Here is a 24,732-nt window from a genome sequence, read left to right as displayed (position 1 = left end):
CTGTTCATCCGGGCTCCGGTTCTTGGCAGATTGGGTGTTTGGCGACTTCCAGTCTCTCAAACCCAACCCGGATGAACACCGGATACAACCTATTGAAGCATCACAGCTAGTCGTTCAAGCGAGCCGCAGGGCGGCGCGCACGATGTCGCGCGAGTACGGCGCGGCGACGTCGCGGACGAAGCGCTGGAAATCGCCGTGCGCGGCGTCGTCGGCGCGGTCGGAGATCGTGCGCACGACGCCGAACGGCCGCGCGAAGTCGTGGCAGACCTGGGCCACCGCGGCGCCCTCCATCTCGACGGCCAGCGCCTCGGGCAGCAGCGCGCGCAGCTGGTCGCTCTCGGCGCGCGTGGCGACGAAGCGGTCGCCGCTGACGACGAGGCCCTCGTGGATCGTCGCCGCCTCGGCGTGCGCATTGCTCGCGGCCAACGTGCGACTGGCCTGCGCGAGCCGGGCCGACCACGCGGGATCGGCGTCGAAGCGCGCGCGGCCGGTCAGCGGCACCTCCCAGCGCGGGAACAGCGGCTCGGCGTTCATGTCGTGCTGCAGCAGCGTGGTCGCGACGACGATGTCGCCCACGCGCACGCCGTCGCCGAGACCGCCGGCCACGCCGGTGAACAGCAGCGCCCGCGCATCGAAGGCGTCGAGCAGCACGGCGGCGGTCGTGGCCGCGGCCACCTTGCCGATGCCGCAGCGGACGAGGACGACGTCGTGGCCGTCGAGGCGGCCGATGTGGAAGTCGCGCCCGGCGCGACGCTCGGTGCGCGCGTGCTCGAGGCAGGGCCGCAGCGCGGCGATCTCCTCGTGCATGGCGCCGACGATGGCTAACGACTTATTCAGTGGCACCAAGCTGCTTGCGGAACCGCGACGCGGACTCTTCGCCGTGCGCCTTGCGGATCTGTTCGACGAAGTCGAGCGCCACGGCCTGCATGCCGGCCAGGTCGGAGCAGCCCTCGATCTTGAGGATCAGGCGATAGCCCTTGATCAGGCCGAAGCGCTCCTTGGCCTCGTGCGTGAGCAGCGTGTAGAGCGCGTCGTACGTCCAGTCGCGCACGGCGACCTCGACGGCAACGCGCTGGTGCACCGTCTTCGGGCCCGAGCCCGCCTGCGGGGCGACCAGCCGGGCGGCGATCAGCACGTCGAGGTCGGCCTGGGTGCTGCCGTTGACCTTGCCGATCCACGCGTCGCCGCTGCAGCTGGCGTCTATCACCATCAGCAGGTTGCGCGCGGGCCGCGATAGCTTGATGCTATGGGCGCGGATCTCGGCCTTGCCGGCTTCGGTGCGGGCGTAGGACTCCGCGTGGGTCGTGGTCATCATCGTGATTCCCTGGCGACCCGGAGGCCGCGACGTTCAGATCATTTGCCGTCCCGCAGCTCGCGCCGCAGGATCTTCCCTACATTGGTTTTCGGCAGATCAGAACGGAATTCAACGATCTTGGGGCGTTTGTAGCCGGTAAGATTTGTTTCACACCAGGCACGCACGTCCGCCTCGGTCAGTGCCGGATCCTTCTTCACGATGACGATCTTGACCGCCTCGCCCGCCTTGTCGTCGGGCACGCCGACGGCCGCGCACTCCAGCACGCCCGGGATCAGCGCGACGACGTCCTCGACTTCGTTCGGATACACGTTGAAACCCGACACGAGGATCATGTCCTTCTTGCGGTCGACGATCTTGAAGTAGCCGCGCTCGTCCACCTCGCCGATGTCACCGGTGCGGAAGAAGCCGTCGGCGGTCATCACCTTGGCCGTTTCGTCCGGGCGCTGCCAGTAGCCGGCCATCACCTGCGGGCCGCGGATGCAGATCTCGCCGCGCTGGCCGAGGGGCGCCTCGTTGCCGTCGTCGTCCAGCAGCACGACGTCGGTGTCGGGCATGGGCATGCCGATCGTGCCGCTGTAGGCCGTGGTGTTGACCGGGTTGCAGGTGGCCGCGGGCGAGGTCTCGGACAGGCCGTAGCCCTCGCAGATCGGGCAGCCCGTCTTCTGCAGCCACAACTGCGCGGTGGCCTGCTGCACCGCCATGCCGCCACCGACCGACATCACCAGGCTGGACCAGTCGACCGAATCGAAATCCGGATGGTTGGCCATCGCGTTGAACAGCGTGTTGACCGCGGGCAGGCTGTGGAACGGCTGGCGCTTGAGATCCTTGAACATCGCGGGGATGTCGCGCGGATTGGCCACGAGCAGGTTGCACGAGCCCATGCGCAGGCCCAGCATCATGTTCGTGTTGAAGCCGAAGATGTGATACAGCGGCAACGCGCAGATGGTCACGATCTGCTGGCCCTTGGGCACCTTGCTCAACGCCGGCTGGTACCAGGCGTCGGACTGCAGGATGTTGGCGACGAGGTTGCGATGCAGCAGCACCGCGCCCTTGCTGACACCGGTGGTGCCGCCGGTGTATTGCAGCACCGCGATGTCGTCGGGCCCGACCAAGACCGGCTTGAAACTGGCGCGCCGGCCCTGGGCGATCGCGTCGTTGAAGTGCACGGCGCCGGGCAGCTCGAACGCCGGCACCATCTTCTTGACCTTGCGCACGACGTAGTTGACGAGCGTGCCCTTGAGCAGGCCCAGCATGTCGCCCATCGAGGCCAGGATGACCTTCTTCGTCGGCACGTCCTTGAGAACCTGCTGCAGCGTGGTGGCGAAGTTCTCGATGATGACGATGGCCTTGGCGCCCGAATCCTTCAGCTGGTGCTCGAGCTCGCGCGGCGTGTACAGCGGGTTGACGTTGACGACGACCAGGCCGGCGCGCAGCAGCCCCGCGACGACGACCGGGTACTGCGGCACGTTGGGCATCATGATGGCGACGCGATCGCCCTGCGCCAGGCCCAGCGTCTGCGCGTAGGCCGCGAACGCGCGCGACATCTCGTCGATCAGCCGGAAGCTGAAGTCCTTGCCCATGAACTTGTAGGCCGGCAGGTCGGCGTACTTCGTGAAGCTGTTGTTCAGCAGTTCGACCAGCGAGGCGTATTCGTTCGCCTTCAAATGCGGCGCCACCCCGTCGGGGTAGTTCTTCAACCAGGTTCGTTCCATCTTGTCTCCGGCGTGCGGGGTCTGTAGCGAGTAAGGGAAAGGGGAATTCTTGGATTGGGACGGTATCCGATCGCGCGGATCGTCCCGGCGCCGACGCCTATTCGACCGCCTTGAGCATGTCCTCGACGACCTTCTTCGCGTCGCCGAACACCATCATGGTCTTGTCCATGTAGAACAGCTCGTTGTCCAGGCCCGCGTAGCCCGCGGCCATCGAGCGCTTGTTGACGATCACGGTCTTGGCCTTGTAGGCCTCCAGGATGGGCATGCCGTAGATCGGCGAGCCCTTGGTCAGCGCCGCCGGGTTCACGACGTCGTTGGCGCCCAGGATGATCGCGACGTCGGCCTGGCCGAACTCGCCGTTGATCTCGTCCATCTCGAAGACCTGGTCGTACGGCACCTCGGCCTCCGCCAGCAGCACGTTCATGTGGCCCGGCATGCGGCCGGCCACCGGATGGATCGCGTACTTGACGCTGATGCCCTTGTGCGTGAGCTTGGCCGCGAGCTCCTTGACCGCGTGCTGCGCGCGCGCGACGGCCAGGCCATAACCCGGCACGATGATCACGCTCTCGGCGTTGCCCAGGATGAAGGCGGCGTCGTCGGCGCTGCCACTCTTGACGGGCCGCGCCTCCGCCGCGCCGGCCGCTGCAGTGCCCGGTTCGGCGCCGAAGCCGCCCAGGATCACGCTGAAGAACGATCGATTCATCGCCTTGCACATGATGTAGCTCAGGATCGCCCCGGAGCTGCCCACCAGCGAGCCCGCGATGATCAGCATCGGGTTGTTCAGCGAGAAGCCGATGCCCGCCGCGGCCCAGCCGGAGTAGCTGTTCAGCATCGACACGACCACCGGCATGTCGGCGCCGCCGATCGGGATGATGATCAGCACGCCCAGCACGAAGCTCAGCGCCACCATCACGCCGAACGCCACCGGGCTCTCCGTCGCGATGAACGCCACGCCGCAGCCGAGCATCGCCAAGCCCAGCACGAGGTTGACCATGTGCTGTCCGGCGAACTGCACCGGCGCGCCCTTGAACAAGCGGAACTTGTAGGTGCCCGACAACTTCCCGAACGCGATGACCGAGCCGCTGAACGTGATCGCGCCGATCGCCGCGCCCAGGAACAGCTCCAGCCGGTTGCCCGTTGGAATCGCCTCGCCCTTGGCCAGCCCGTGCTCGAGCGCCGAAGGCTCGGCGACCGCGGCGATCGCGATGAACACCGCGGCCAGGCCGATCATGCTGTGGAAGAACGCCACCAGCTCGGGCATCTTGGTCATCTCGACGGTCTTCGCGCGCCAGGCGCCGTAGCCGCCGCCGACGACCAGTCCCAGCAGCACCCAGCCCAGGCCGAGCGGCGTGCCGGCGAGCTTCCAGATCAGCGCCCCGGTGGTGACGGCGGCGATCGCCATCCCGGACATGCCGAACAGGTTGCCGCGGATCGACGTGGTCGGATGCGACAGCCCCTTGAGCGCCTGGATGAAGCAGACACTGGCCACCAGATAGAGCAGCGTGACGAGGTTCAAGCTCATTGCGACTCACCCTTTTGCGTCTTTTCGAAGAAATTGGCGACCACGCCCACCAGCGAGTCGGTGAGCGCCATCGATCCGGCCGCCAGCAGCGCGGCGATCAGCACCAGGCCACCGCGCTGCAGCGGCATCGGCGGCAGCACGCGCAGCGCGTACAGGAACAGCGCGACCCCGGCGACGACGTGCACCACGCGCCAGAACAGCGGGCGCCGCGGCGGCGGCGTGTCGGGCACGAGCGTCATCATGGCTTCGCATCCTTGGACGGCGCCGGGCGTTCCTTCTTCTTGAACATCTCCAGCATTCGCCGCGTGACGAGGAAGCCGCCGAACACGTTGACCGCGGCCAGCGCGACGGCCAGCACGCCCATGGTCTTGGCCAGCGGCCCTTCGGTGAGGCCAGCCGCGAGCATCGCGCCGACGATCACGATGGCCGAGATCGCGTTGGTCACCGCCATCAGCGGCGTGTGCAGCGCCGGCGTGACGTTCCACACCACGTGGAAGCCGACGTAGATCGCCAGCACGAAGATGATCAGGTTGATGATCGTGGGGGAGACGATGTCCATGGGGACTCCTCGGTGCGGTGGATTCGATGAAGGCGGCATCGCGCACGCGCGTGACGCGCGAGGCTCACTTGCGGCGGACCTCGCCGGCGTGCGCCATCAGGCAGGCGGCCACGATGTCGTCCTCGAGGTCGAGCTTGAACGCGGCCTCCTTGTCGACGACCAGCTTCAGGAAGTCGAGCACGTTGCGCGCGTAAAGCGACGACGAGTCGGCCGCGACAAGCGCCGGCAGGTTGGTCTCGCCGACGAGGGTCACGCCGTGCTTGACGACCGTGCGCCCGGCCTCGGTCAGCGGGCAGTTGCCGTCGATGCCGGAGGCGCCGCGGCCGGCAGCGATGTCGACGATGACCGAGCCCGGCTTCATCGACTTGACCATGTCCTCGGTGACCAGCACCGGCGCCGCGCGGCCCGGGATCAGCGCGGTGGTGATGACGACGTCGGCCAGCGCGACACGCTTGGCGACCTCGATCTTCTGGCGCTCCAGCCACGCCGGGGGCATCGGCTTGGCGTAGCCGCCGACGCCCTCGGCAGCTTCTTTTTCCTCGGGTGTCTCGGTGGGCACGTCGATGAACTTGGCGCCGAGGGACTCGACCTGTTCCTTGACGGCGGGGCGCACGTCGGTGGCCTCGATCACCGCGCCGAGACGCTTGGCCGTGGCGATCGCCTGCAGGCCGGCGACGCCCACGCCCAGCACGACGACGCGCGCTGCCTTGATCGTGCCGGCGGCGGTCATCAGCATCGGGAACAGGCGCTGGTACTTGTCGGCCGCGATCATCACGGCCTTGTAGCCGGCGATGTTGGCCTGCGAGGACAGCACGTCCATGCTCTGGGCACGCGTCGTGCGCGGCGCGGCCTCGAGCGCGAAGGCCGTGAGCCTGGCGTCGGCCAGCTTCTGCAGGCCGTCGCGGTCGAACGGATTGAGCATGCCCACCAGCACCGCGCCGGGCTTCATCATGTCGAGCTCGTCGGCCAGGGGGGCGCGCACCTTCAGCACGAGGTCGGCGCCGAGCGCGGCGACCCGGTCGACGATCTCGGCACCGGCGGCGACGTAGGCCTCGTCCGTGGCGCTGGCCGCGACGCCGGCCCCCGACTGCACTCGCAGGACATGCCCCTGCGCCTTCAGTTTCTTGGCCGTCTCCGGCGTGACGGCCACGCGCGTTTCGCCCGCCGCAGTCTCCAGCGGAACACCGATCAACATGGAAGTCTCCTCGCCAACGGATTCGTCATGGTTGCCGCGTGAAGCCGCGCCAGCAAGGCCGCGGTCGAGCACACAAGCCCGTGGATACGGGGCGGCTGCGCAATAGCGGCACAGCTTACACACATTGTCGGCGCCCGTTTAGTGGCGCGCCCCGGGGCGGCGCGGCGTCGACGCAACGCCACACCCCCAAGGCCTGTCCGCCGGATTCGCTGGCAAGCGAGCGCAGGCGCCGCGACAATCGCCGGCCATGGGAGCAGAACGTTGGAAGCCGAGCGTCACGGTGGCCGCCGTCATCGAGAAGGACGGGCGCTACCTGATGATCGAGGAGATGACGCGGGACGGCCTGCGCATCAACAACCCCGCCGGCGGCCTCGAGCCCGGCGAGTCGCCCATTGACGGTGCGAAGCGCGAGGCGCTCGAGGAGACCGCCTGCCACTTCACGCCCGAGGCGCTGCTGGGCGTCTACCTGGCGCGCAATCCCGACTCCGAGCGCGGCCCGGGCGTCACCTACCTGCGCTTCGCGTTCTGCGGCACGGCCAGCGATCCGGTGCCGGGCCAGGCGCTCGACAGCCCCGTGGTGCGCACGCTCTGGATGACCGCCGACGAGGTCGCCGCGGCCAGGGATCGCCTGCGCGGGCCGCTCGTGCTGCAGTGCATCGAGGACCACCGCGCCGGCCGCCGCCTGCCGCTGGACGCCATCTACACGCATCCCAGCGTCGCCTCGCCCGATGCGGGCACGGCCACGTCCGAGCCGACGTAAGAAGCCTTTCCGAAGCGCGAAGGGCGCCGGCTTCCTACAATCGGGGCCATGTGTGCGAAGCGTGTGGTGGTCGGCCTGTCCGGCGGTGTCGATTCGGCGGTGACGGCCCACCTGCTCAAGAAGCAGGGGCACGAGGTCGTCGGCATCTTCATGAAGAACTGGGAAGACGACGACGACGACGAGTACTGCTCGACGCGCCAGGACTTCCTCGACGCCGCCAGCGTCGCCGACGTGCTGGACATCGAGATCGAGCACGTCAACTTCGCCGCCGAATACAAGGATCGCGTGTTCGCCGAGTTCCTGCGCGAGCACCAGGCCGGCCGCACGCCCAACCCCGACGTGCTGTGCAACGCCGAGATCAAGTTCAAGGCCTTCCTCGACCACGCGATGCGGCTCGGGGCTGAGAGCATCGCCACCGGGCACTATGCGCGCGTCCGCTTCAACGAGGCCACCGGTCGGCACGAGCTGCTGAAGGGGCTCGACCCGGGCAAGGACCAGAGCTACTTCCTGCACCGCCTGAACCAGGCGCAGCTGGCGCAGACGATGTTTCCCGTCGGCGAGCTGCACAAGACCGAGGTGCGCCGCATCGCCGACGAGATCGGCCTGCCGAACGCGAAGAAGAAGGATTCGACGGGCATCTGCTTCATCGGCGAGCGGCCGTTCCGCGAGTTCCTGAACAAGTACCTGGCGCACGACCCGGGCCCGATCCTGGACGACCGCGGCCGCAAGCTGGGCGAGCACGTCGGCCTGAGCTTCTACACGCTGGGGCAGCGCCAGGGGCTGGGCATCGGCGGCGTCAAGGACAGGAAGTCGCAGCGCGGCGGCGGCGAGCACGAGCCGTGGTTCGTCGCGCGCAAGGACCTGGAGACCAACACGCTGCGCGTGGTGCAGGGCCACGACCATCCCTGGCTGCTGGCACACCGGCTCAGCGCGATGGATCTCAGCTGGGTCGCCGGCGAGGCCCCGGCGCCCGGCCCGTTGGCCTCGAAGGCGCGCTATCGCCAGCCCGACTCGGCGTGCACCCTGGAGCCGGCGGTCGACGCCAAGGCGATCTCGCTGTCGTTTCCCGACGCACAGTGGGCGGTCACTCCTGGGCAATCGGCCGTGCTGTATGACGGCGAGGTCTGCCTGGGCGGCGGCGTGATCGAGTCGGCAGTGACGCTGGCCTGAGCCACGAGGCCGGGTGAACCCCTGGCGATGTCACCTTGGCGCCGTCGAGCAGCGCCGGTAACGTGGCATGCTGCGCGCGAACGCCACAAGGATTGCCCGATGCTCAACCAAGTCGCCAACGTCTTCGTCGCCCTGATGGCGCTGCTGCACGCCTACATCCTCGTGCTGGAGATGTTCCTGTGGACGACCAAGCGGGGCCGCCGGGCATTCGGAACGACGCCGGAATTCGCCGAGGCCAGCAAGGTGCTGGCCGCCAACCAGGGTCTCTACAACGGTTTTCTCGCGGCCGGCCTCGTCTGGGGGCTCTGCCTCGGCCCGGCCGGCTTTGCCGTCAAGGTGTTCTTCCTCGCCTGCATCCTGGTGGCGGGCCTGTACGGCGGCTTCACCGCCACGCGCAAGATCCTGTTCATCCAGGCGATTCCGGCGACGATCACGTTGGCCCTGGTCGTCTACACGCAGATGTACTCGATGCCCGTGATGCGCTGCATCCAGCTTTAATCGTTTTTCGAGCATGGTGCTGCGTAATAACAAGATTACGCATATCGTATAGGGTTCGATAATCGTTCTTCAGATAAGGAACGAGCGAGCTCCGCCATGAATTTCCAGCAACTGCGCTCCGTGCGCGAGGCCGTGCGCCGCGGCTTCAACCTCACCGAGGTCGCCCAGGCGCTGCACACGTCGCAGCCGGGTGTCAGCCGGCAGATCCGCGAGCTGGAGGAAGAGCTGGGGGTCGAGATCTTCGTGCGCGTCGGCAAGCGCCTCACCGGGCTGACGCAGCCGGGCGTGGCCGTGCTGCCCTGGGTCGAGCGCCTGCTGCAGGACGCCGAGAGCCTGCAGCGCGCCAGCGAGGAATTCACGCAGGGCACGAGCGGCGTGCTAACCATCGCCGCCACCCACTCGCAGGCGCGCTACGCGCTGCCGACCGCGGTGCGCGACTTCCGCGCCGCGCACCCGAACGTCCAGCTGCAGCTGCACCAGGGCTCGCCCGAGCAGATCGCGCAGATGCTGCTGACCGGCACTGTCGACATCGGCATCGCTTCGCACCTGCTGGCGGAACGGCCGGAGCTGGTTGCGCTGCCCTGCTATCGCTGGACGCACTCGATCGTCGTGCCCGAAGGCCACCCACTGGTGGCCGACGGCGAGGTGACGCTCGAACGCCTGGCCAAGTACCCGATCATCACCTACGACATCGGCCTGACCGGCCGCTGGAGCATCGACGCCGCGTTCAAGCGCGCCGGCCTGCGGCCCGAGATCGTCATCACCGCGATGGACGCCGACATCATCAAGACCTACGTCGAGCTGGGCCTGGGCGTGGGCATCCTGGCGTCGATCGCGATGGACGAGGACCAGCCGGGCCGGCTACGCGCCGTCGACGCCCGCCATCTGTTCTCGATCAATACCACCAGCGTGGCCGTGCGCCGCGGCGGCCTGCTGCGCGGCTACGCGTACGACTTCATCCAGACCTTCGCGTCGCACCTGACGCGCGAGGTGGTCGAGGCCGCGCAGGCGGCGCCGAGCGACATCGAGCAGGCGCCGCTCTAGCAGAGCCTGCTCGTCGGTCACGCGCGGGATGCGGTGGCGTCAAGAATTCCCCACGGCGAAATTCCTCAAGTTCCGACGCGCGTCGCCCGATTCCGGACATGATGGCGACCGCAGGCGGACGCCGCCGCGCCGCAATGCCGTGACCTCGACCACTCCCGACTCCACTTCGCCGGACGGCGCGCACGACGCCACGGCCAGCCCCGCGCAAATGCTCGAGCAGGCGGAGTGGCGGCTCTACGTCGATATCCGCGGCGCCGGCGAACTCGGCCGCGCCGCGCTCGACGCCCTGGCCGGGCAACCCACGCATCCGCTGCGCGGCGAGGCCCACTTCCAGGTTGCCTTCTCGCTGCTGCGCACAGGCGACCACGCGCGCGCCCTCGAGCACAACGCGCTCGCCCGCGCCTCGTTCGCGGCCCACGACAACGCGCGCGGCCTGCTGATGTGCGACCAGGTCGAGGCGCTGCACCTGCACGTGCAAGGCCGGCTGGAGGATGCCCTCGCGCTGCACTTGCGGATCCTGGCGCGCAGCGGGGACGTGGCGCGCCGCCCGTCCGATCTCTACATCTGCCACAACTCGCGCGCCATCACGCGCAAGCTGCTGGGCCAGCACGACTACATGCTGCGCGACTTCTACGAGGCGCTTGCTGCGGCCAAGGCCTGCGCGTCGCCGGGGCCGCACATCAACGCGCTGACCAACCTCGGCGGCAGCCACACGGACCTGTGGAACCTGGGCGAGGCGCAGAAGCTGGCCGAGCAGGCGCTGGACCTCGCGGAGGCCGCCGGGGCCTGGTCGTCATTCGCCGTCTCCGTGTTCAACCTCGCGCAGATCTACGACGGCCTGGGCCTGTCCGGCCCTTGCGCCGCGATGCTGGAGCGCATCCGCAGCAACGAGCCGCGCATGCTGCCCGGCGTGCTGGCCCGCAACACGCCGCTGATGGCGATCGCGCATCTGTGCGCCGGGGACGTCGCGGGCGCCGGCAAGTGGCTGGATCCGGGCGTGACGCCGACGCACTCCGTCGACCCGAGCCACCTCACCGACCACGCGCGTGCGCAGGCCAGCTACCTGATCGCCACCGGCCATCCCGAGCAGGCGCGGCAGGTCGTGCGGGCCCACCTCGCCGCCGCGGCGGGCGCCGAGCTGCCGGATCCGCCGTATTCGCGGATGCGCCTGCTCCATCTCGCGACCGAGCTCTGCGAAGCGCTGGGCGACCCCGCCGCCGCGCTGCGCCACCTGCGCGAGGCGCAGTCGCTCTACGAGACGCTGGTCGGGCGCAGCGCGCGTGCCGGCTTCATCGCCACGCAGGTGGCGCACGAGACGGCGCTGGCGCGCGACGACCGCGACCGCGCCCGCGAAGCACAGGAGCGCGCCGAGGTCGACCGCCGCCGCCTCGCGACGCTCAACCTGGCGCTCGAGGAACGCATGCACGAGTCGCAGCGGCTCAACGAGGCGCTGCGGCAGAAGATCGCGGAGGCCGAGGCGCTGCAGGAGCAGTTGCGCGAGCAGGCCGTGCGCGACCCGCTGACCGGTCTCTACAACCGCCGCTTCCTCGACGAGACCAGCGGCGCCCGCATCGAGCTTGCGCGCCGCAACCGCACGAGCATCGCGATCGTGCTGATCGACATCGACCACTTCAAGCAGATCAACGACCAGCTCGGCCACGGCGGCGGCGACGAGGTGCTGCGGCGCTTCGCGGGCCTGCTGCGCGAGCGCATGCGGCGCAGCGACATCCTCTGCCGCTTCGGCGGCGAGGAGTTCGTGCTGCTGGTGGACAACTGCGAGCTGCAGCCGCTGGCCGACATCCTCGAGACCATGCTGCGCCAATTCCGCGCCATGCGTTTCGGCAGCGGCGAGCACGTGCTGGCCGACTCGACGTTCTCCGCCGGCATCGCCGTACTCGACGTCGACGGCCGCGACTTCGAGTCGCTGGTGCGCGTGGCCGACGCCCGCATGTACCGCGCGAAAGCCGCGGGACGCGCGCAGGTGATCCGCGCCGACGCCTAAGCCGCCGCGAAGCGCGTCACACTGCGCGGCTTGAGGAAGACCCGCGAACCCGGCGCGAGGCCCAGGCGCTCGCGCGTGGCGACGAAGTCCTGGCGCGTCAGCTCGACGTCGACGAAGCTGCCGTCGTCGTCGCGCTTGAACTCGATGCGCGTGTTGGGGCCCACCGTCAGCATCTGGCCCACCGTCACCGACCAGGTGTCCGGCGCGGGCGTGGCGACGATGTCGATCTCGTGCGGGCGCACGTAGTCGGTCTCCGCGCCGCGCGTGAACAGGTTGACGTCGCCGAGGAACTGCAGCACGAACGGCGTGGCCGGGTGGTCGTAGACCTCGTGCGGCGCGCCCTGCTGCTCGATCTTGCCCTGGTGCATCACGACGACGCGGTCGGCCACCTCCATCGCTTCTTCCTGGTCGTGCGTGACGAACACGCTGGTGACATGCATCTCGTCGTGCAGCCGGCGCAGCCAGCGGCGCAGCTCCTTGCGCACCTTGGCGTCGAGCGCGCCGAAGGGCTCGTCCAGCAGCAGCACCTTGGGCTCGACCGCCAGCGCGCGGGCGAGCGCGACACGCTGGCGCTGCCCGCCCGAGAGCTGGTGTGGGTGGCGGTCGGCGAGCCAGTCGAGCTGCACCAGCTTGAGCAGGTCGGCGACCTTGGCCTTGATCTCGCGCTCCGAAGGCCGCGTCGCGCGCGGACGCACGCGCAGGCCGAACGCAATGTTCTCGGCAATCGTCATGTGGCCGAACAGCGCGTAGTGCTGGAACACGAAGCCGACGTTGCGGTCGCGCACCTCAGTCCTGGTCGCGTCCTCGCCGTGGAACAGCACGCTGCCCGAGTCGGGCACTTCCAGCCCCGCGATGATGCGCAGCAGCGTCGTCTTGCCCGAGCCCGAGGGCCCGAGCAGCGCGACGAGTTCGCCGGCCGGCACGTCCAGGCTCAGGTTGTCGCACACGGCGAGATCGCCATAGCGCTTGGTGACGTTGCGGACTTCAATGCTCATGGCGGGACTCCGCGTCGTGGGACGACTTCGCGCGCCGCTCGACGATGTATTTCAGGACCAGCGTGACCAGCGCGAGCGCGGCCAGCAGCGAGGCGACGGCGAAGGCCGCGGCGAACTGGTAGTCGTTGTAGAGGATCTCGATGTGCAGCGGCAGCGTGTTGGTCTGGCCGCGGATGTGGCCCGAGACGACGCTCACTGCGCCGAACTCGCCCATTGCCCGCGCGTTGCACAGGATCACGCCGTAAAGCAGCGCCCACTTGACATTGGGCAGCGTGACGCGCCACAGGATCTGCCAGCCCGAGGCCCCCAGCACACGCGCGGCCTCTTCCTGTTCCTGGCCCTGGGCCTGCATCAGCGGGATCAGCTCGCGCGCGATGAACGGGAAGGTGACGAACACCGTCGCCAGCACGATGCCCGGGACGGCGAACACGATCTTGACGTCGTGGTCGCGCAGCCATTCGCCGCACCAGCCCTGCAGGCCGAAGATCAGCATGTAGATCAGGCCGGCGATCACCGGCGAGACCGAGAACGGCAGGTCGATCAGCGTCAGCAGGAGGTTCTTGCCGCGGAAGTCGAACTTGGCGATCGCCCACGCCGCCGCCACGCCGAACACGAGGTTCAGTGGCACCGACACGCCGGCCGCGACCAGCGTCAACTTCAGCGCGGACACCGCGTCGGAATCGACCAGCGCGGCCCAGTAGACGTCGAGCCCCTTGGCCAGCGCCTGCACGAACACGGCCACCAGCGGCACGAACAGGAACAGCGTGAGGAAGGCCAGCGCGGCGCCGATCAGCGTGCGCCGCACCCATGCGGGCTCGCTGACGGCGTCGGCGATGCGCGCGGGCGCAAGCGGGCGCACGAGGGGGCCGGCGTCCGCGACGGCGAGCTTGTTGTCGATGACGGCGGACATGTCAGCGCCCCTGGCGCCTGCGCGCCCAGGCCTGCAGCAGGTTGATCAGCAGCAGCAGCAGGAAGGCCGTCACCAGCATCACGACGGCGATCGACGTCGCGCCGGTGTAGTCGTACTGCTCGAGCTTCGTGATGATCAGCAGCGACGTGATCTCGGAGACCATGGGCATGTTGCCCGCGATGAAGATCACCGAGCCGTATTCGCCGAGCGCGCGCGCGAACGCCAGCGCGAAGCCGGTGAGCAGCGCCGGCGCCAGTGCCGGGAAGATGACCAGCGCGAAGGTCTGCAGGCGCGTCGCACCGAGCGTCGCGGCCGCTTCCTCGAGCTCGCGCTGGAGGTCCTCCAGCACCGGCTGCACCGTGCGCACGACGAAGGGCAGGCCGATGAAAGTGAGCGCGACCCACACGCCCAGCGGCGTGTAGCTGACCTTGAACGGCAGCCACTGGCCGATCCAGCCGTTGCTCGCGTAGAGCGTCGTCAGCGCGATGCCGGCCACCGCCGTCGGCAGCGCGAACGGCAGGTCGACCAGCGCATCGACGATGCGCTTGCCCGGAAACCGGTAGCGCACGAGCACCCACGACACCAGCAGCCCGAAGACCGCGTTGACCAGCGCGGCGAGCAACGAGGCGCCGAACGTGAGCCGATACGACGCCATGACCCGCGGCGACGTGACCGTGGCGACGAAGGTGCCCCAGCTGACCGTGAAGGTCTTCAGGAACACCGCCGACAGCGGGATCAGGACGATGAAGCAGAGGTACAGCAGCGCGAAGCCGAGTGCGAGATTGAACCCGGGCAACACGCTGTGACGCCGCAACAGCAGGGCGCGCGTGGACATGGCGGAAAGAAAGGCTGCAAGACGACGGGAGGGACTTCCGCGGCGCTGCCCTGACGGGGGCAGGATGCCGCAGACATCCACTCTAGGGCGCACTGCTGCACCGCCGCAACGAAGCGAAGCGCGCTTTCATATGCGCGTTTCGTTCGATGCGGTGCACCATCGGGTGCCCGCACCCAATGCAGCGGCCCGGCGACGCCGTCGCGAGACCTTCTTTCCGGACGCGAAGACCCGTGCCACGCCGGCCGCGCGGGCGGCCGCCGCGGCGCGGCTTCAGCGCACCTTGGCCAGCAGCTGGGTCAGCTCGCCCAGCACCTCGCCCATCTGTTTTCGACCTCGCGCGTCGCCGCCGAGGCGGCTGCCGAGCTCCTGCTCGACCAGGCTGACGGTCATGTGCACGTACGTGCTGTCCAGCGCGCGGCGGACCGCCACCAGCTGGCTTGCGACGTCGATGCCGGGCTGGCCGGATTCGATCATTCGCTGGATGCCTCGCAGCTGGCCTTCGGCCCGCTTGAGGCGGTTGAGCATTTCACTGCGGCTTTGTTCGTCGACAAGCACTGACATTTTTTGAACCCTCCAACGGCAGCGCTTCGGGAGCCGCCGCGATCACCATTGTGGGCATTTCACGAAATTTGCATAGGTGGTACGGTACCCACGAACAACGAAACCCCCGCAAATATCGGGGGGTTCGTCGGGGGGGATCGGGTTTGCACGATGTGACCCACCCGGGCAAACCCCTCGGAAGCGGGCGTTGGACATCGATACGGCTCCACGTATCGACGCAGCCTATCGATCGGCCGCGCGCCCCCTGGCGAGCAGGGTCGCCACTTCGGCCGCGGAGCGCACGCCCAGCTTGCCGAACACGCGCGCGCGGTGCACTTCCACCGTGCGCACCGAGATGCACAGTTCGTCGGCAATGACCTTGTTCAGCTTGCCGGCGGCCACCCGCTGCATCACCTCGCGCTCGCGCTCGGACAGGCTGGCGAGGCGTGCCGCGGTCTCCTCGTCCTTCGAATCGGCGGCCTGGCGCGCGGCGTCCACCGCGAGGGCGCGCGTCACGCGCTCGACGAGCGCCACGTCGCCCGAGGGCTTCTCGACGAAGTCGAAGGCGCCTTTCTTCAGCGCCTCGACCGCCATCGGGATGTCGCCGTGGCCGGTCAGGAACAGCACCGGCACGCCGCTGCCGCGCGCCACCAGCGCGTCGTGCACCTGCAGGCCCGACATCGGCTCCATGCGCACGTCCAGCAGGATGCAGCCGGCCAGCGGCGCCTCGTCGGCTGCGGCGAGGAACTCGGGGCCGCTCGCGTAGGCGCGCACCGCGATGCCGTGCGACTGGAACAGGAAGGTCAGCGCGTCGCGCACCGGTGCCTCGTCGTCGACGAGGTGCACCATCGGCTCGGACGGCCGGATGTGGAGCGGCGTGGCGTTCATGGATGGTCCTGGGAATGCGCGGCCGGCTGGCCTTCGTCGAGCGGCAGCTCCGACGACGGCCAGGCCCCGGCCACGGGCAAGGTGAAGGAGAAGCGCGCGCCGCCGAAGCTGCCGGCGCTGGCGTCGAAGGCGCCGTGGTGCGCCTCGATGATGGAGCGGCAGATCGCCAGGCCCATGCCCATGCCGTCCGGCTTGGTCGAATAGAACGGCGTCACCAGTTGCTCGACGCTGCGCCCGCGCAGGCCCGGGCCGGCGTCGTCGACGTCCAGCCGCAGGAAGCCCTCGGCGTCGCTCGCGCCGGGCATCGCGCTCGAGCCCGCGCGCGAGATGCTGACGCGCAGCCGCCGCTGCGCCGCCGGCACGCCGACCATCTCGTCGCAGGCGTTGCGCACGAGGTTGAGCACCACCTGCTCGATCAGCACCGGGTCGGCATCGACCTTGGGCAGGTTGGCCGCGACGGCCCATTCCACGTGCAGCTGCAGCCGGCGCAGCTCGCGCCCGAGCAGCGCGAGCGCGCGGTGCGCGGCCTCGACCAGGTCCATCGTCTCGCGCTGCGGACTGCGCCGCGTGAGGAACTCGCGGATGCGCTTGACGATGCGGCCGGCCTCGGCGGCCTGGTCGCCCAGCCGCGTCATCGCGTCGACCAGCCGCGGGTCGGGTTCGCCCGCGCGCTCCAGCAGGCGCTTGACGCCCGCGGCGTAGCCGGTGATCGACGTCAGCGGTTGATTGAGCTGGTGCGCGAGCGCGGACGCCACCTCGCCCAGCATCGTCAGGCGCGCCTGGTGGGCCATCGAGTCGGTCTGGTGGCGCTCGCGCTCCTCGAGGCGCTTGCGCTCTGTGATGTCGAGGATCGACCCCATCCAGCCGATGTGGCGGCCGCTCGCGTCGACCAGCGGCGCCTCGAACAGCATGATGTCGATCGGCCGGCCGTCCTTGCGCACCCAGCGCGCCTCGTAGCCGTCGCGCGGCGCGCCGCCGGCCATGTTGCGCAGGTGGCGCGACATGCTGTCGTCGATCGCGTCCGGCGGCCAGTAAGGCATCGGCGTCGCGCGGCCGATCAGCTCCTCGGGGCCGAAGCCGACGAGGTCGCAGAACGCGCGGTTGACGTAGACCAGCGTGCCGTCGACGTCGCGCGCGCGCAGGCCCACCGTCAGCGAGTCCTCCATCGCCTGGCGCCACGCGGCCTCGGTGCGCAGCGCCGCCTGCGTGCGCAGCACCTCGTTCATCTGGAAGCGCAGCAGCCCCGTGGCCACGCTGATCATCAGCAGGAACACGCCCATCATCACGATCGGCAGCCGCAGCCACCACGGGCGCAGCGACTCGTGCAGCGACAGCTCGAGATAGGTGTCGGGCATCGCCGGCTCGAGGCTGTGGCGGTGCGACTCCTCGGGCGGTGCCTCGTGGTCGCCGGCCTTCAGCGGATCGGCCACCACCTGGCCGTAGCCGTCCACCAGGCGCACGTCGTACTCGTGCGCCAGCCACCACGGCACGGTCTGGCGCAGCAGCGTGGCCGGCGCGTAGCGCACGACGAGGCGGCCGGCCGGCTTGCCGAAGGCGTCGCGCAGCGGCGCGCTCAGGTGCGCGCTGAGGCCGGGGCGCTCGGCGATGTCGATGCCGTCGGGAACGACCGCGACCAGCCGCGTGTCCGCGTCGACCCAGCTGACGCTCTGCCACAGGCGCGACAGCCCGTCGACGACGGCCTCCTGCTTCGCCAGGGCGGCGGGCGACTGCGAGACGTCGAAGCTGTGCGCCAGTTCGTTGAGCTGCACCTGCTCCTCGCCGACGCGCTCGGTGATCTGCGCCTCGAGCGAGAGCGAGTCGGTGATCAGCTGGCGCTGGCGCGACTCGAGGTCGGCCCGGTCGGACAGCTCCAGCCAGACCGCCACCGACACCGTGAACAGCACCGACAGCACGAGCGGCACCCACCACCATGAGCCGCGCCCGGCAAGCGCGCGCGCCCAGCGCCGGCGCACGGGCGCGCCGGGCGTCTGGTTGGGAGGCGATGGCAACGCGGGCTGCATGGCGGCAGTCTATGTCGATGTCCGGCACCGCAAGCGCGCGGGGCCGGCCTCATGTGGGAGTCCACAATTTCCAGCGCGGCGCCGCGCTGCCGACAATCGCCTGACTCGAGACGAGCCATGCCGCCGCACGTCCGCGCGGGCTTGCGCCAGGCTGAACCGACAACGAATCCAACACAGATCAGGAGACCCCGAATGCACAACACCTCCCGCCGCCAGGTCCTGGGCGCCGCCGCCGCGCTCGCGACCCTCGGCTTCGGCACGGCCCGCGCGCAAGCCCCGATCACGATCAAGTTCAGCCACGTCGTCGCGCCCGATACCCCCAAGGGCAAGGGCGCGCTGCGCTTCAAGGAACTGGCCGAGCAGCGCACCGGCGGCAAGGTGAAGGTGGAGGTCTACCCGAACAGCCAGCTGTACAAGGACAAGGAAGAGATGGAGGCGCTGCAGCTCGGCTCCGTGCAGATGCTGGCGCCGTCGCTGTCGAAGTTCGGGCCGCTGGGCGTCAAGGAATTCGAGGTGTTCGACCTGCCGTTCCTGTTCAAGGACACGCAGGCCTTCAAGAACGTCACCGAAGGCGACCTCGGCAAGCAGCTGTTCGCCAAGCTCGAGCCCAAGGGCATCCGCGGCATGGCCTACTGGGACAACGGCTTCCACGACATGAGCGCCAACAAGCCGCTGCACCGCGTCGCGGACTTCAAGGGCCTCAAGATGCGCATCCAGTCGTCCAAGGTGCTGGAAGCCCAGATGCGCGCGCTCGGCGCGATCCCGCAGGTCATGGCCTTCAGCGAGCTTTACCAGGGACTGCAGTCGGGCGTCGTCGACGGCACCGAGGGCACGTTCTCGAACTTCTGGACGCAGAAGCTCTACGAAGTCCAGAAGCACCTGACGCTGTCCAACCACGGCCACCTGGCCTACGCCGCGATCGTCAACAAGAAGTTCTGGGACGGCCTGCCCGCCGACATCCGCACCACGCTGGACGGCTGCATGCACGACGCCACCGTCTACGCCAACGCGATCGCAGCGACCGAGAACGCACTGTCGTTCGACAAGATCAAGGCGTCCGGCAAGGTCACGATCTACCAGCCGACGCCGGCCGAGATCCTCGAGTGGAAGAAGGCGCTGATGCCGGTCCACAAGGAGATGGAGGCCCGCGTGGGCAAGGACGCGATGCAGGCCGCCTACAAGGCCGCCGGCTTCGTGCCCGTCTGACGGCGCCGCCCCGGCCACGACGCCGGGGCTGACCCGATTGACGGCGCCCACCCGCGCGCCGTCCACTCGACTCCTGAGCGGTCGCCCTCCGCGACCGCGATGTCTCGTCCTGCCCGTTCCTTCGCGCCCAGGCGCCAGAAAGGCCCCCGATGTTCGGTCGCTTCCTCGACCACCTCGAAGAGTGGCTCATCGCGTTCCTCATGGGCGCGGCGACGCTGCTGATCTTCGTGGCGGTCGTCCATCGCTATGCCGCCGCGGCGCACTATCCGGCCTGGCTGCAGTGGCTGCAGGACCTGCTGCTCAAGATCAACCTGAGCTGGGCGCAGGAGCTGTGCATCTACATGTTCATCTGGATGGCCAAGTTCGGCGCGGCCTACGGCGTGCGCCACGGCACCCACGTCGGCGTCGACACGCTGGTGCGCGCGCTGCCGCCCAAGCCCGCGCGCTGGCTGACGCTGTTCGGCCTGTTCGGCGGCGCCGTGTTCACCGTCGTGATCGGCACGATGGGTTCGGTGCTGGTCTGGGACGACGGCATGCACTACGCCCTGTTCAACGCGCTCCACAAGAACGTCGACGCCCTGACCGAGGGCGCCACGACGCCCGACCTCGAGCTGCCGGTGTGGATCGAATACATGTGCATCCCGGTCGCCTCGTACCTGATGTGCTTCCGCTTCATCCAGGTGATGGTCGTCTACTGGAAGACCGGCGCGCTGCCCAAGCACGAGGTCGCGCACGTCGAGGGCCTGGAGGACGTCGACAACTATGAGCCGACGCCCGAAGGGAGCATCTCGAAATGAGCGCACTGATCATCTTCTCGCTGCTGGTGGTGCTGATGCTCACCGGCATGCCGGTGTCCATCGCGCTCGGCCTGACCGTGATGAGCTTCTTCTTCTTCCTCAGCGACGTGCCGATGGCCAGCGTGGGGTTGAAGCTGTTCGAGGGGCTCAACAGCTTCCCGATCATGGCGATCCCGTTCTTCATCCTGGCGGGCAACTTCCTCACCAACGGGGGGGCGGCCAAACGGATGATCCGCTTCGCCGCCACCATGGTCGGCCACATGTACGGCGGCCTCGGCCTGGCCGGCGTGCTGGCCTGCGCCCTGTTCGCGGCGATCTCGGGCTCGTCGGTGGCTACCGTCGTGGCGATCGGCTCCATCATCCTGCCGGCGATGGTCGAGGCGGGCTATCCGAAGCGCTTCTCCGCCGGCGTGATCACCACGTCGGGCGCGCTGGGCATCCTGTTCCCGCCGTCGATCAACCTGGTGATCTTCTCGATCGCGACCAACGGCATGAACGCCACCGGCCCTGACGGCAACCCGGTGTCCACCGCCTCGGTCGGCGACCTGTTCATCGCCGGCGTGATCCCGGGCGTGGTGCTGGCCGTGCTGCTGGGCGTGACCACCTGGTACCGCGCGCGCAAGTACGACTACCCGCGCATGCCGCGCGAGACCTGGGGCGCGCGCTGGAAGGCCTTCCTCGACGCCTTCTGGGGCCTGGCGCTGGTCATCATCATCATCGGCGGCATCTACTCGGGCATCTTCACGCCGACCGAGGCCGCGGCCATCGCGGCGGTGTACGCGTTCGTCATCTCGGTGTTCGTCTACAAGGACCTGAAGATCAGGGACGTGCCCAAGATCCTGCGCAACGCCGCGGCGATGAGCGCGATGCTGCTGTACATCATCACCAACGCGGTGCTGTTCTCGTTCCTGCTGACGTCGGAACAGATCCCGCAGGCGATGGCGTCGTGGATGGCGGCGCAGGGCTTCGGCGTCGTGGTGTTCCTGTTCCTGGTCAACGTCATCCTGCTGGTGGCCGGCAACTTCATGGATCCGTCGGCCATCGTGCTGATCATGGCGCCCATCCTCTACCCGGTGGCGGTCAAGCTGGGCGTCAACCCGATTCATATGGGCATCCTGATGGCCGTCAACATGGAAGTGGGCATGTGCCACCCGCCGGTCGGCCTGAACCTGTACGTGGCCTCGGGCATCACCAAGATGGGCATCACCGAGCTGACGGTGGCGGTCTGGCCGTGGCTGCTGACGATGATCGGCTTCCTGCTGCTGGTGACCTACTGGCCGCCGCTGTCGCTGTGGTTGCCGCATCTGTTGATGCACTGATCGTCCATCGTTACGATCGAGGCCCCGGCCGCCTGCGCGCCCGGGGCCTTTTTCATGCAAGGAGACCCGTCATGCGTGCCCTGCTCCGATCGCTGTTGCTCCTGGTGGCCTGCATCGCTTTCGGCGCGCGCGCCGACGACGCCGGGCCGCCGCAGAAGGAGTTCCTGCCGAAGTCGGGCACGGGGCGCGTCGTCGTCGTGGTCTCGGGGCAGACCGGGGCGTCCAACTACACCAACATCTCGCAGGATCTCGCCGACGCCGGCTACTACACGGTGCTGGTCGACGGCAACGACCTCTGGATCAAGGGCGGCGGCGGCAACGCGCTGCTGCAGGGCGTGATCGCCAAGGCCCAGGCCTCGCCGCACGCCGTCGCGGGCAAGGTCGGCGTCGTCTGTTTCTCGCTCGGCGGCGCCGTGGGGCTGACCTACGCCTCGCGCCTGCCCGACCAGGTGGCGACGGTCGTCGCGATGTATCCGCTGACCAGCTTCATCAAGGATCCGGCCGACTTCGTCGGCAAGATCAAGGTGCCGGTGCTGATGCTGGCGGGTACCTCCGACACCTACAAGAACTGCTGCGTGATCGAGACCGCGCGGGCGCTGGCCGACGCCGCCAAGGCCAACCCCGACGTCGCGCCGCTGTTCGTGCTTCACGAGTACGCCGGCGCCGATCACGGCTTCAACATGAACACGAGCCACCAGCGCGCGGTGCTGGCGGATTCGCGCGACCGGGCGATCGCGCAGTTGCGGCAGTACCTCGTCGACCACTGAGCGGGACATCGCGGCCGCGCCGCCCGCTAAGATCGCGGCTTCCGCGGCCAACGTGTCTCCATGCGCCCCATCTGCCTGCCCGAGCGCGTCGCCGCGCGCGCCTTTCCGCCTCTCGCCCCGATCGCCTTCGCCTGCAGCCTCGCGCTGCAGCTGTCGCCGGCGCGGGCACAGAACGCGTTGTCGGTCGAGCCCGACACCACCGCCGGCAGCGTGCCACTGCGCGTCCTCGACGCCCGCGTGCGCCTCGGCGGCGAACGCGTGCGCCTGCCCGGTCGCGAGAACATGGGCCTCGCGGGCCTGACCGAGCTGCTCAACGTCGGCGGCGAATGGTGGGTGGGGCCCGGCGTCTACGGGGCGGCCACGGGCCATCGCGGCGGCCTGTTCGTGCCGGGCGTCGAGGGCGCGTGGTCGCATCCGTTCAACGACTGGCTGGCGGTGGACACCGGCGTGTTCGCCGGCGGCGGCGGCGGCGCGGCGGCGCCGGTCGGCGGTGGCCTGATGCTGCGGCCGCACGTCGACCTGGTCTTCCGCTTTCCGGGCTTCTACACCGGCCCGACCTTCTCGAAGGTCTGGTTCACCAGCGGCCAGATCAACTCGAACCAGTTCGGCTGGATGCTCAACGTCGACTCGTCGTTCCGCTATCGCCCGGCCGACTTCCACGGCACCGCCACCGACGGCAGCGCCACGGGCCTGGGCTTCGACCACGTCGACGCGACGGTGACGATGGCGCGTCCCCGCAACTCGACCAGCACCGCCGGCACGCCGATGACCCAGCGTATCGGACTGGTCGGGCTGCGCGCGGAGCGCAGCGTCGACGGCCCGTTCTGGGCCGGCATCGAGGCCGCGGGCGCCGGCTCGGGCGGCGTCGCCGGCTACGCCGAAGTGCTGGGCACCGCCGGACTGCGCTTCCCGGTCGTCGGCGACCGGCTGAGCCTGGGCGTGCGCGGCGCGGTCGGCCTGGGCGGCGGCGGCGCCATCGACACCGGCGGCGGCCTGCTCGTGAAGGCGTCCGCGGGCATGACGCTGCGGCTGACCGACACGCTGGGCATCGGCGCCGAGCTCGGCCTGGTCGACGCGCCGGACGGCCACTACAAGGCCGAGACCGCGGCCGTCTCGCTCAACTGGGCGCTGGACGTGCCGCAGCGCGATCTCAGCGACTGGTTCAACACGCGCCCGGGCACCCCGACGCGCATGGAGTTCGGCACCGGCGTCGAACGCTATCGCGCCGCGCGCAAGGACGGCCGCACCGAGGCCCTCGAGGCCGTGGTGCTGCAGGTCAACCGCTTCGTCGCGCCCGACGTCTACCTGACCGGACAGGCGCACAGCGCATTCGCCGGCGGCGCGGGCGCGTATTCGGTGGGCCTGTTCGGCATCGGCGCGCAGATGCCGGTGTCGCAACGCGTGCGCCTGGGCGCCGAGGCGCTGGCCGGCGCCGCGGGCGGCGGCGGCGTCGACACGCAGGGCGGCGCCGTGCTGCAGGCGCGCGCCTACGCGGACGTCGCGCTCACCGACTCGCTCTCCCTGCGGGTGGCCGCCGGCAAGATCAAGTCGGTGCACGGCGGCCTGGACGCGCCGGTGGTGGACGCGGCGCTCGTGTTCAGCTTCGGCGTCGACCACAAGCATTGATCGGGCGCGGCGTTTGCCGCGCTGTCCCGCTGCGCCACTCTTCGCGCAGGAGGATTCGCCATGCCCCGCTCGATCTGGAAAGGCGCGATCGCCTTCGGCCTCGTCCACGTGCCCGTGGCCTTGTATCCGGCCTCGCAGGAGGACGACATCGACTTCGGCTGGCTCGACAAGCGCTCGATGGACCCGGTCGGCTACCAGCGCATCAACAAGCGCACCGGCAAGGCGGTCACGAAGGAGAACATCGTCAAGGGCGTCAAGCAGGAGGACGGCACCTGGGTGCTGATGGACGACGACGAGATCCGCAACGCCTATCCGAAGACGATGCAGACGATCGAGATCGAGGCGTTCGTCAAGGCCTCCGAGATCCCGTTCGTCTACCTCGAGAAGCCGTACTACCTCGAGCCGATCGCCAAGGCCGACAAGGTCTACGCGCTGCTGCGCGAGGCGATGATCGCGGACGACGTGATCGGCATCGCGCGCGTCGTCATGCACACCAAGGAGCACCTGGCCGCGCTGATGCCCGACGGCCCGGTGCTCGTGCTCAACACCTTGCGCTGGGCCACCGAGGTGCGCAACTGGGACGAGCTGCGCATCCCCCCCGCCGGCAAGGCCGCCGCGAACCTGAAGGATGCCGAGCTGAAGATGGCTGGCCAACTGGTCAACGAGTTGACCGTCAAGTGGAAGGCCGATACGTACCACGATCATTTCGCCGAGGCGATCAACAACCTGATCAAGGCCAAGGTTGCGGCCGGCAACACGCACGAGGTCACGCCGATCGAGTCGCCGGTCGACAGCGCCGCGCCGTCGAATGTGGTCGACCTCACCGCGCTGCTCAAGAACAGCCTGGGCAAGCGGCGCGGCGCGGCGGAGGAGGTCGTCGAAGCAGCGGCCGCGGCGACGCCGCGCAAGGCGGCCGCAAAGGCGCCGGCGAAGCCCGCGCCCGCCAGGAAAGCAGCCGCGAAGAAGACGGCGCCGCCCGCGCGCGCGAAGGCCGCGGCGCCTGCCCGCAAGCGGGCCTGACGTGAGCGGGCGCATGGGCATGTGGAATGCT

Annotated in this window: 24 protein-coding genes; 11 read left to right on the top strand and 13 right to left on the bottom strand. The window is 69.1% G+C overall.

What is annotated here, in order from left to right; all coding sequences use genetic code 11:
* Nucleotides 1–114: 114 nt before the first annotated feature.
* From LPC04_RS27905 to LPC04_RS27875, 7 genes are all read right to left on the bottom strand, one after another.
* Nucleotides 115–837, bottom strand: a complete 723-nt coding sequence (locus LPC04_RS27905) for a 5'-methylthioadenosine/adenosylhomocysteine nucleosidase (RefSeq protein ID WP_275685615.1) — start codon at nucleotides 835–837, stop codon at nucleotides 115–117.
* Nucleotides 830–1,312, bottom strand: coding sequence for a hypothetical protein (locus LPC04_RS27900; RefSeq protein WP_275685611.1), 483 nt, complete (start codon nucleotides 1,310–1,312; stop codon nucleotides 830–832). Before LPC04_RS27900 ends, LPC04_RS27905 begins: the two co-directional genes overlap by 8 nt.
* Before the next feature lie 41 nt (nucleotides 1,313–1,353).
* Nucleotides 1,354–3,027: a long-chain-fatty-acid--CoA ligase gene (locus tag LPC04_RS27895; RefSeq protein WP_275685610.1), complete on the bottom strand. Its 1,674-nt coding sequence runs from the start codon at nucleotides 3,025–3,027 to the stop codon at nucleotides 1,354–1,356.
* A gap of 97 nt (nucleotides 3,028–3,124) precedes the next feature.
* Nucleotides 3,125–4,549: an NAD(P)(+) transhydrogenase (Re/Si-specific) subunit beta gene (locus LPC04_RS27890; RefSeq protein ID WP_275685609.1), complete on the bottom strand. Its 1,425-nt coding sequence runs from the start codon at nucleotides 4,547–4,549 to the stop codon at nucleotides 3,125–3,127.
* Complete coding sequence (locus tag LPC04_RS27885; RefSeq protein WP_275685608.1) at nucleotides 4,546–4,791, bottom strand: hypothetical protein; 246 nt, start codon at nucleotides 4,789–4,791, stop codon at nucleotides 4,546–4,548. The genes LPC04_RS27890 and LPC04_RS27885 overlap by 4 nt, the downstream gene beginning before the upstream one ends.
* Complete coding sequence (locus tag LPC04_RS27880) at nucleotides 4,788–5,108, bottom strand: NAD(P) transhydrogenase subunit alpha part 2 (protein ID WP_275685607.1); 321 nt, start codon at nucleotides 5,106–5,108, stop codon at nucleotides 4,788–4,790. The genes LPC04_RS27885 and LPC04_RS27880 overlap by 4 nt, the downstream gene beginning before the upstream one ends.
* Before the next feature lie 64 nt (nucleotides 5,109–5,172).
* A complete protein-coding gene (locus LPC04_RS27875; protein ID WP_275685606.1) occupies nucleotides 5,173–6,303 on the bottom strand; it encodes a Re/Si-specific NAD(P)(+) transhydrogenase subunit alpha in 1,131 nt (376 codons plus the stop codon).
* Nucleotides 6,304–6,550: 247 nt separating this feature from the next.
* Between LPC04_RS27875 and LPC04_RS27870 the strand changes: the two genes are divergently transcribed.
* From LPC04_RS27870 to LPC04_RS27850, 5 genes are all read left to right on the top strand, one after another.
* A complete protein-coding gene (locus LPC04_RS27870) occupies nucleotides 6,551–7,063 on the top strand; it encodes an NUDIX hydrolase (protein ID WP_275685605.1) in 513 nt (170 codons plus the stop codon).
* Nucleotides 7,064–7,111: 48 nt separating this feature from the next.
* Entirely contained in the window at nucleotides 7,112–8,233 is a 1,122-nt protein-coding gene (mnmA, locus tag LPC04_RS27865) for a tRNA 2-thiouridine(34) synthase MnmA (protein ID WP_275685604.1), read from the top strand.
* Between the two features lie 99 nt (nucleotides 8,234–8,332).
* Nucleotides 8,333–8,731, top strand: coding sequence for a DUF1304 domain-containing protein (locus LPC04_RS27860; RefSeq protein WP_275685603.1), 399 nt, complete (start codon nucleotides 8,333–8,335; stop codon nucleotides 8,729–8,731).
* A gap of 96 nt (nucleotides 8,732–8,827) precedes the next feature.
* Nucleotides 8,828–9,775 carry a CysB family HTH-type transcriptional regulator gene (locus tag LPC04_RS27855; RefSeq protein ID WP_275685602.1) on the top strand — a complete coding sequence of 316 codons (948 nt, stop codon included), beginning with the start codon at nucleotides 8,828–8,830 and terminating at the stop codon, nucleotides 9,773–9,775.
* Nucleotides 9,776–9,914: 139 nt separating this feature from the next.
* Entirely contained in the window at nucleotides 9,915–11,777 is a 1,863-nt protein-coding gene (locus LPC04_RS27850; protein ID WP_275685601.1) for a diguanylate cyclase, read from the top strand.
* Here LPC04_RS27850 and LPC04_RS27845 read toward each other — a convergent pair.
* The 6 genes from LPC04_RS27845 to LPC04_RS27820 form a co-directional block, all read right to left on the bottom strand.
* Complete coding sequence (locus LPC04_RS27845) at nucleotides 11,774–12,772, bottom strand: sulfate/molybdate ABC transporter ATP-binding protein (protein ID WP_275685600.1); 999 nt, start codon at nucleotides 12,770–12,772, stop codon at nucleotides 11,774–11,776. The two genes, LPC04_RS27850 and LPC04_RS27845, sit on opposite strands and share 4 nt — an antisense overlap.
* Nucleotides 12,762–13,682: a sulfate ABC transporter permease subunit CysW gene (gene cysW / locus LPC04_RS27840; RefSeq protein ID WP_275685599.1), complete on the bottom strand. Its 921-nt coding sequence runs from the start codon at nucleotides 13,680–13,682 to the stop codon at nucleotides 12,762–12,764. Before cysW ends, LPC04_RS27845 begins: the two co-directional genes overlap by 11 nt.
* 1 nt (nucleotide 13,683) lies before the next feature.
* Nucleotides 13,684–14,517 carry a sulfate ABC transporter permease subunit CysT gene (cysT, locus tag LPC04_RS27835; RefSeq protein WP_275685598.1) on the bottom strand — a complete coding sequence of 278 codons (834 nt, stop codon included), beginning with the start codon at nucleotides 14,515–14,517 and terminating at the stop codon, nucleotides 13,684–13,686.
* Between the two features lie 270 nt (nucleotides 14,518–14,787).
* Nucleotides 14,788–15,042: a metal-sensing transcriptional repressor gene (locus LPC04_RS27830; RefSeq protein ID WP_275685597.1), complete on the bottom strand. Its 255-nt coding sequence runs from the start codon at nucleotides 15,040–15,042 to the stop codon at nucleotides 14,788–14,790.
* A 258-nt stretch (nucleotides 15,043–15,300) separates the two neighbouring features.
* Nucleotides 15,301–15,906 carry a response regulator transcription factor gene (locus tag LPC04_RS27825; protein ID WP_275685614.1) on the bottom strand — a complete coding sequence of 202 codons (606 nt, stop codon included), beginning with the start codon at nucleotides 15,904–15,906 and terminating at the stop codon, nucleotides 15,301–15,303.
* A gap of 35 nt (nucleotides 15,907–15,941) precedes the next feature.
* Nucleotides 15,942–17,966 (bottom strand): sensor histidine kinase, encoded by a 2,025-nt coding sequence (locus LPC04_RS27820; RefSeq protein ID WP_275685596.1) that lies wholly within the window; start codon nucleotides 17,964–17,966, stop codon nucleotides 15,942–15,944.
* A 192-nt stretch (nucleotides 17,967–18,158) separates the two neighbouring features.
* On the opposite strand from LPC04_RS27820, the gene LPC04_RS27815 reads away from it, so the two are divergent.
* The 6 genes from LPC04_RS27815 to ku all read left to right on the top strand — a co-directional run bounded on the left by LPC04_RS27815 (nucleotide 18,159) and on the right by ku (nucleotide 24,701).
* Entirely contained in the window at nucleotides 18,159–19,172 is a 1,014-nt protein-coding gene (locus LPC04_RS27815; protein WP_275685595.1) for a TRAP transporter substrate-binding protein, read from the top strand.
* Between the two features lie 149 nt (nucleotides 19,173–19,321).
* Entirely contained in the window at nucleotides 19,322–19,969 is a 648-nt protein-coding gene (locus LPC04_RS27810) for a TRAP transporter small permease (RefSeq protein ID WP_275685594.1), read from the top strand.
* Complete coding sequence (locus LPC04_RS27805; RefSeq protein ID WP_275685593.1) at nucleotides 19,966–21,288, top strand: TRAP transporter large permease; 1,323 nt, start codon at nucleotides 19,966–19,968, stop codon at nucleotides 21,286–21,288. Before LPC04_RS27810 ends, LPC04_RS27805 begins: the two co-directional genes overlap by 4 nt.
* A 71-nt stretch (nucleotides 21,289–21,359) precedes the next feature.
* Nucleotides 21,360–22,055 (top strand): dienelactone hydrolase family protein, encoded by a 696-nt coding sequence (locus tag LPC04_RS27800; protein ID WP_275685592.1) that lies wholly within the window; start codon nucleotides 21,360–21,362, stop codon nucleotides 22,053–22,055.
* A gap of 60 nt (nucleotides 22,056–22,115) precedes the next feature.
* Nucleotides 22,116–23,681, top strand: coding sequence for a hypothetical protein (locus LPC04_RS27795; RefSeq protein ID WP_275685591.1), 1,566 nt, complete (start codon nucleotides 22,116–22,118; stop codon nucleotides 23,679–23,681).
* A 60-nt stretch (nucleotides 23,682–23,741) separates the two neighbouring features.
* Nucleotides 23,742–24,701, top strand: a complete 960-nt coding sequence (ku, locus tag LPC04_RS27790; protein ID WP_275685590.1) for a non-homologous end joining protein Ku — start codon at nucleotides 23,742–23,744, stop codon at nucleotides 24,699–24,701.
* Nucleotides 24,702–24,732: the final 31 nt, after the last annotated feature.

Origin of the sequence: Scleromatobacter humisilvae (assembly GCF_023231945.1) — a bacterium.
Lineage (GTDB): Bacteria > Pseudomonadota > Gammaproteobacteria > Burkholderiales > Burkholderiaceae_C > Scleromatobacter > Scleromatobacter humisilvae.
The sequence above is the reverse complement of the archived record's forward strand: the minus strand, read 5'-3'. Positions and strand labels throughout refer to the sequence as shown.

Coding starts and splice junctions, on each gene's coding strand:
- cysW (WP_275685599.1), bottom strand. CDS start 13,682: ATGTCCGCCGTCATCGACAACAAGCTCGCCGTCGCGGACGCCGGCCCC.
- LPC04_RS27815 (WP_275685595.1), top strand. CDS start 18,159: ATGCACAACACCTCCCGCCGCCAGGTCCTGGGCGCCGCCGCCGCGCTC.
- LPC04_RS27800 (WP_275685592.1), top strand. CDS start 21,360: ATGCGTGCCCTGCTCCGATCGCTGTTGCTCCTGGTGGCCTGCATCGCT.
- LPC04_RS27820 (WP_275685596.1), bottom strand. CDS start 17,966: ATGCAGCCCGCGTTGCCATCGCCTCCCAACCAGACGCCCGGCGCGCCC.
- LPC04_RS27900 (WP_275685611.1), bottom strand. CDS start 1,312: ATGACCACGACCCACGCGGAGTCCTACGCCCGCACCGAAGCCGGCAAG.
- ku (WP_275685590.1), top strand. CDS start 23,742: ATGCCCCGCTCGATCTGGAAAGGCGCGATCGCCTTCGGCCTCGTCCAC.
- LPC04_RS27795 (WP_275685591.1), top strand. CDS start 22,116: ATGCGCCCCATCTGCCTGCCCGAGCGCGTCGCCGCGCGCGCCTTTCCG.
- LPC04_RS27895 (WP_275685610.1), bottom strand. CDS start 3,027: ATGGAACGAACCTGGTTGAAGAACTACCCCGACGGGGTGGCGCCGCAT.
- LPC04_RS27860 (WP_275685603.1), top strand. CDS start 8,333: ATGCTCAACCAAGTCGCCAACGTCTTCGTCGCCCTGATGGCGCTGCTG.
- LPC04_RS27885 (WP_275685608.1), bottom strand. CDS start 4,791: ATGATGACGCTCGTGCCCGACACGCCGCCGCCGCGGCGCCCGCTGTTC.
- LPC04_RS27805 (WP_275685593.1), top strand. CDS start 19,966: ATGAGCGCACTGATCATCTTCTCGCTGCTGGTGGTGCTGATGCTCACC.
- LPC04_RS27855 (WP_275685602.1), top strand. CDS start 8,828: ATGAATTTCCAGCAACTGCGCTCCGTGCGCGAGGCCGTGCGCCGCGGC.
- LPC04_RS27845 (WP_275685600.1), bottom strand. CDS start 12,772: ATGAGCATTGAAGTCCGCAACGTCACCAAGCGCTATGGCGATCTCGCC.
- LPC04_RS27830 (WP_275685597.1), bottom strand. CDS start 15,042: ATGCTCAACCGCCTCAAGCGGGCCGAAGGCCAGCTGCGAGGCATCCAG.
- LPC04_RS27825 (WP_275685614.1), bottom strand. CDS start 15,906: ATGGTGCACCTCGTCGACGACGAGGCACCGGTGCGCGACGCGCTGACC.
- cysT (WP_275685598.1), bottom strand. CDS start 14,517: ATGTCCACGCGCGCCCTGCTGTTGCGGCGTCACAGCGTGTTGCCCGGG.
- LPC04_RS27875 (WP_275685606.1), bottom strand. CDS start 6,303: ATGTTGATCGGTGTTCCGCTGGAGACTGCGGCGGGCGAAACGCGCGTG.
- mnmA (WP_275685604.1), top strand. CDS start 7,112: ATGTGTGCGAAGCGTGTGGTGGTCGGCCTGTCCGGCGGTGTCGATTCG.
- LPC04_RS27880 (WP_275685607.1), bottom strand. CDS start 5,108: ATGGACATCGTCTCCCCCACGATCATCAACCTGATCATCTTCGTGCTG.
- LPC04_RS27870 (WP_275685605.1), top strand. CDS start 6,551: ATGGGAGCAGAACGTTGGAAGCCGAGCGTCACGGTGGCCGCCGTCATC.
- LPC04_RS27890 (WP_275685609.1), bottom strand. CDS start 4,549: ATGAGCTTGAACCTCGTCACGCTGCTCTATCTGGTGGCCAGTGTCTGC.
- LPC04_RS27810 (WP_275685594.1), top strand. CDS start 19,322: ATGTTCGGTCGCTTCCTCGACCACCTCGAAGAGTGGCTCATCGCGTTC.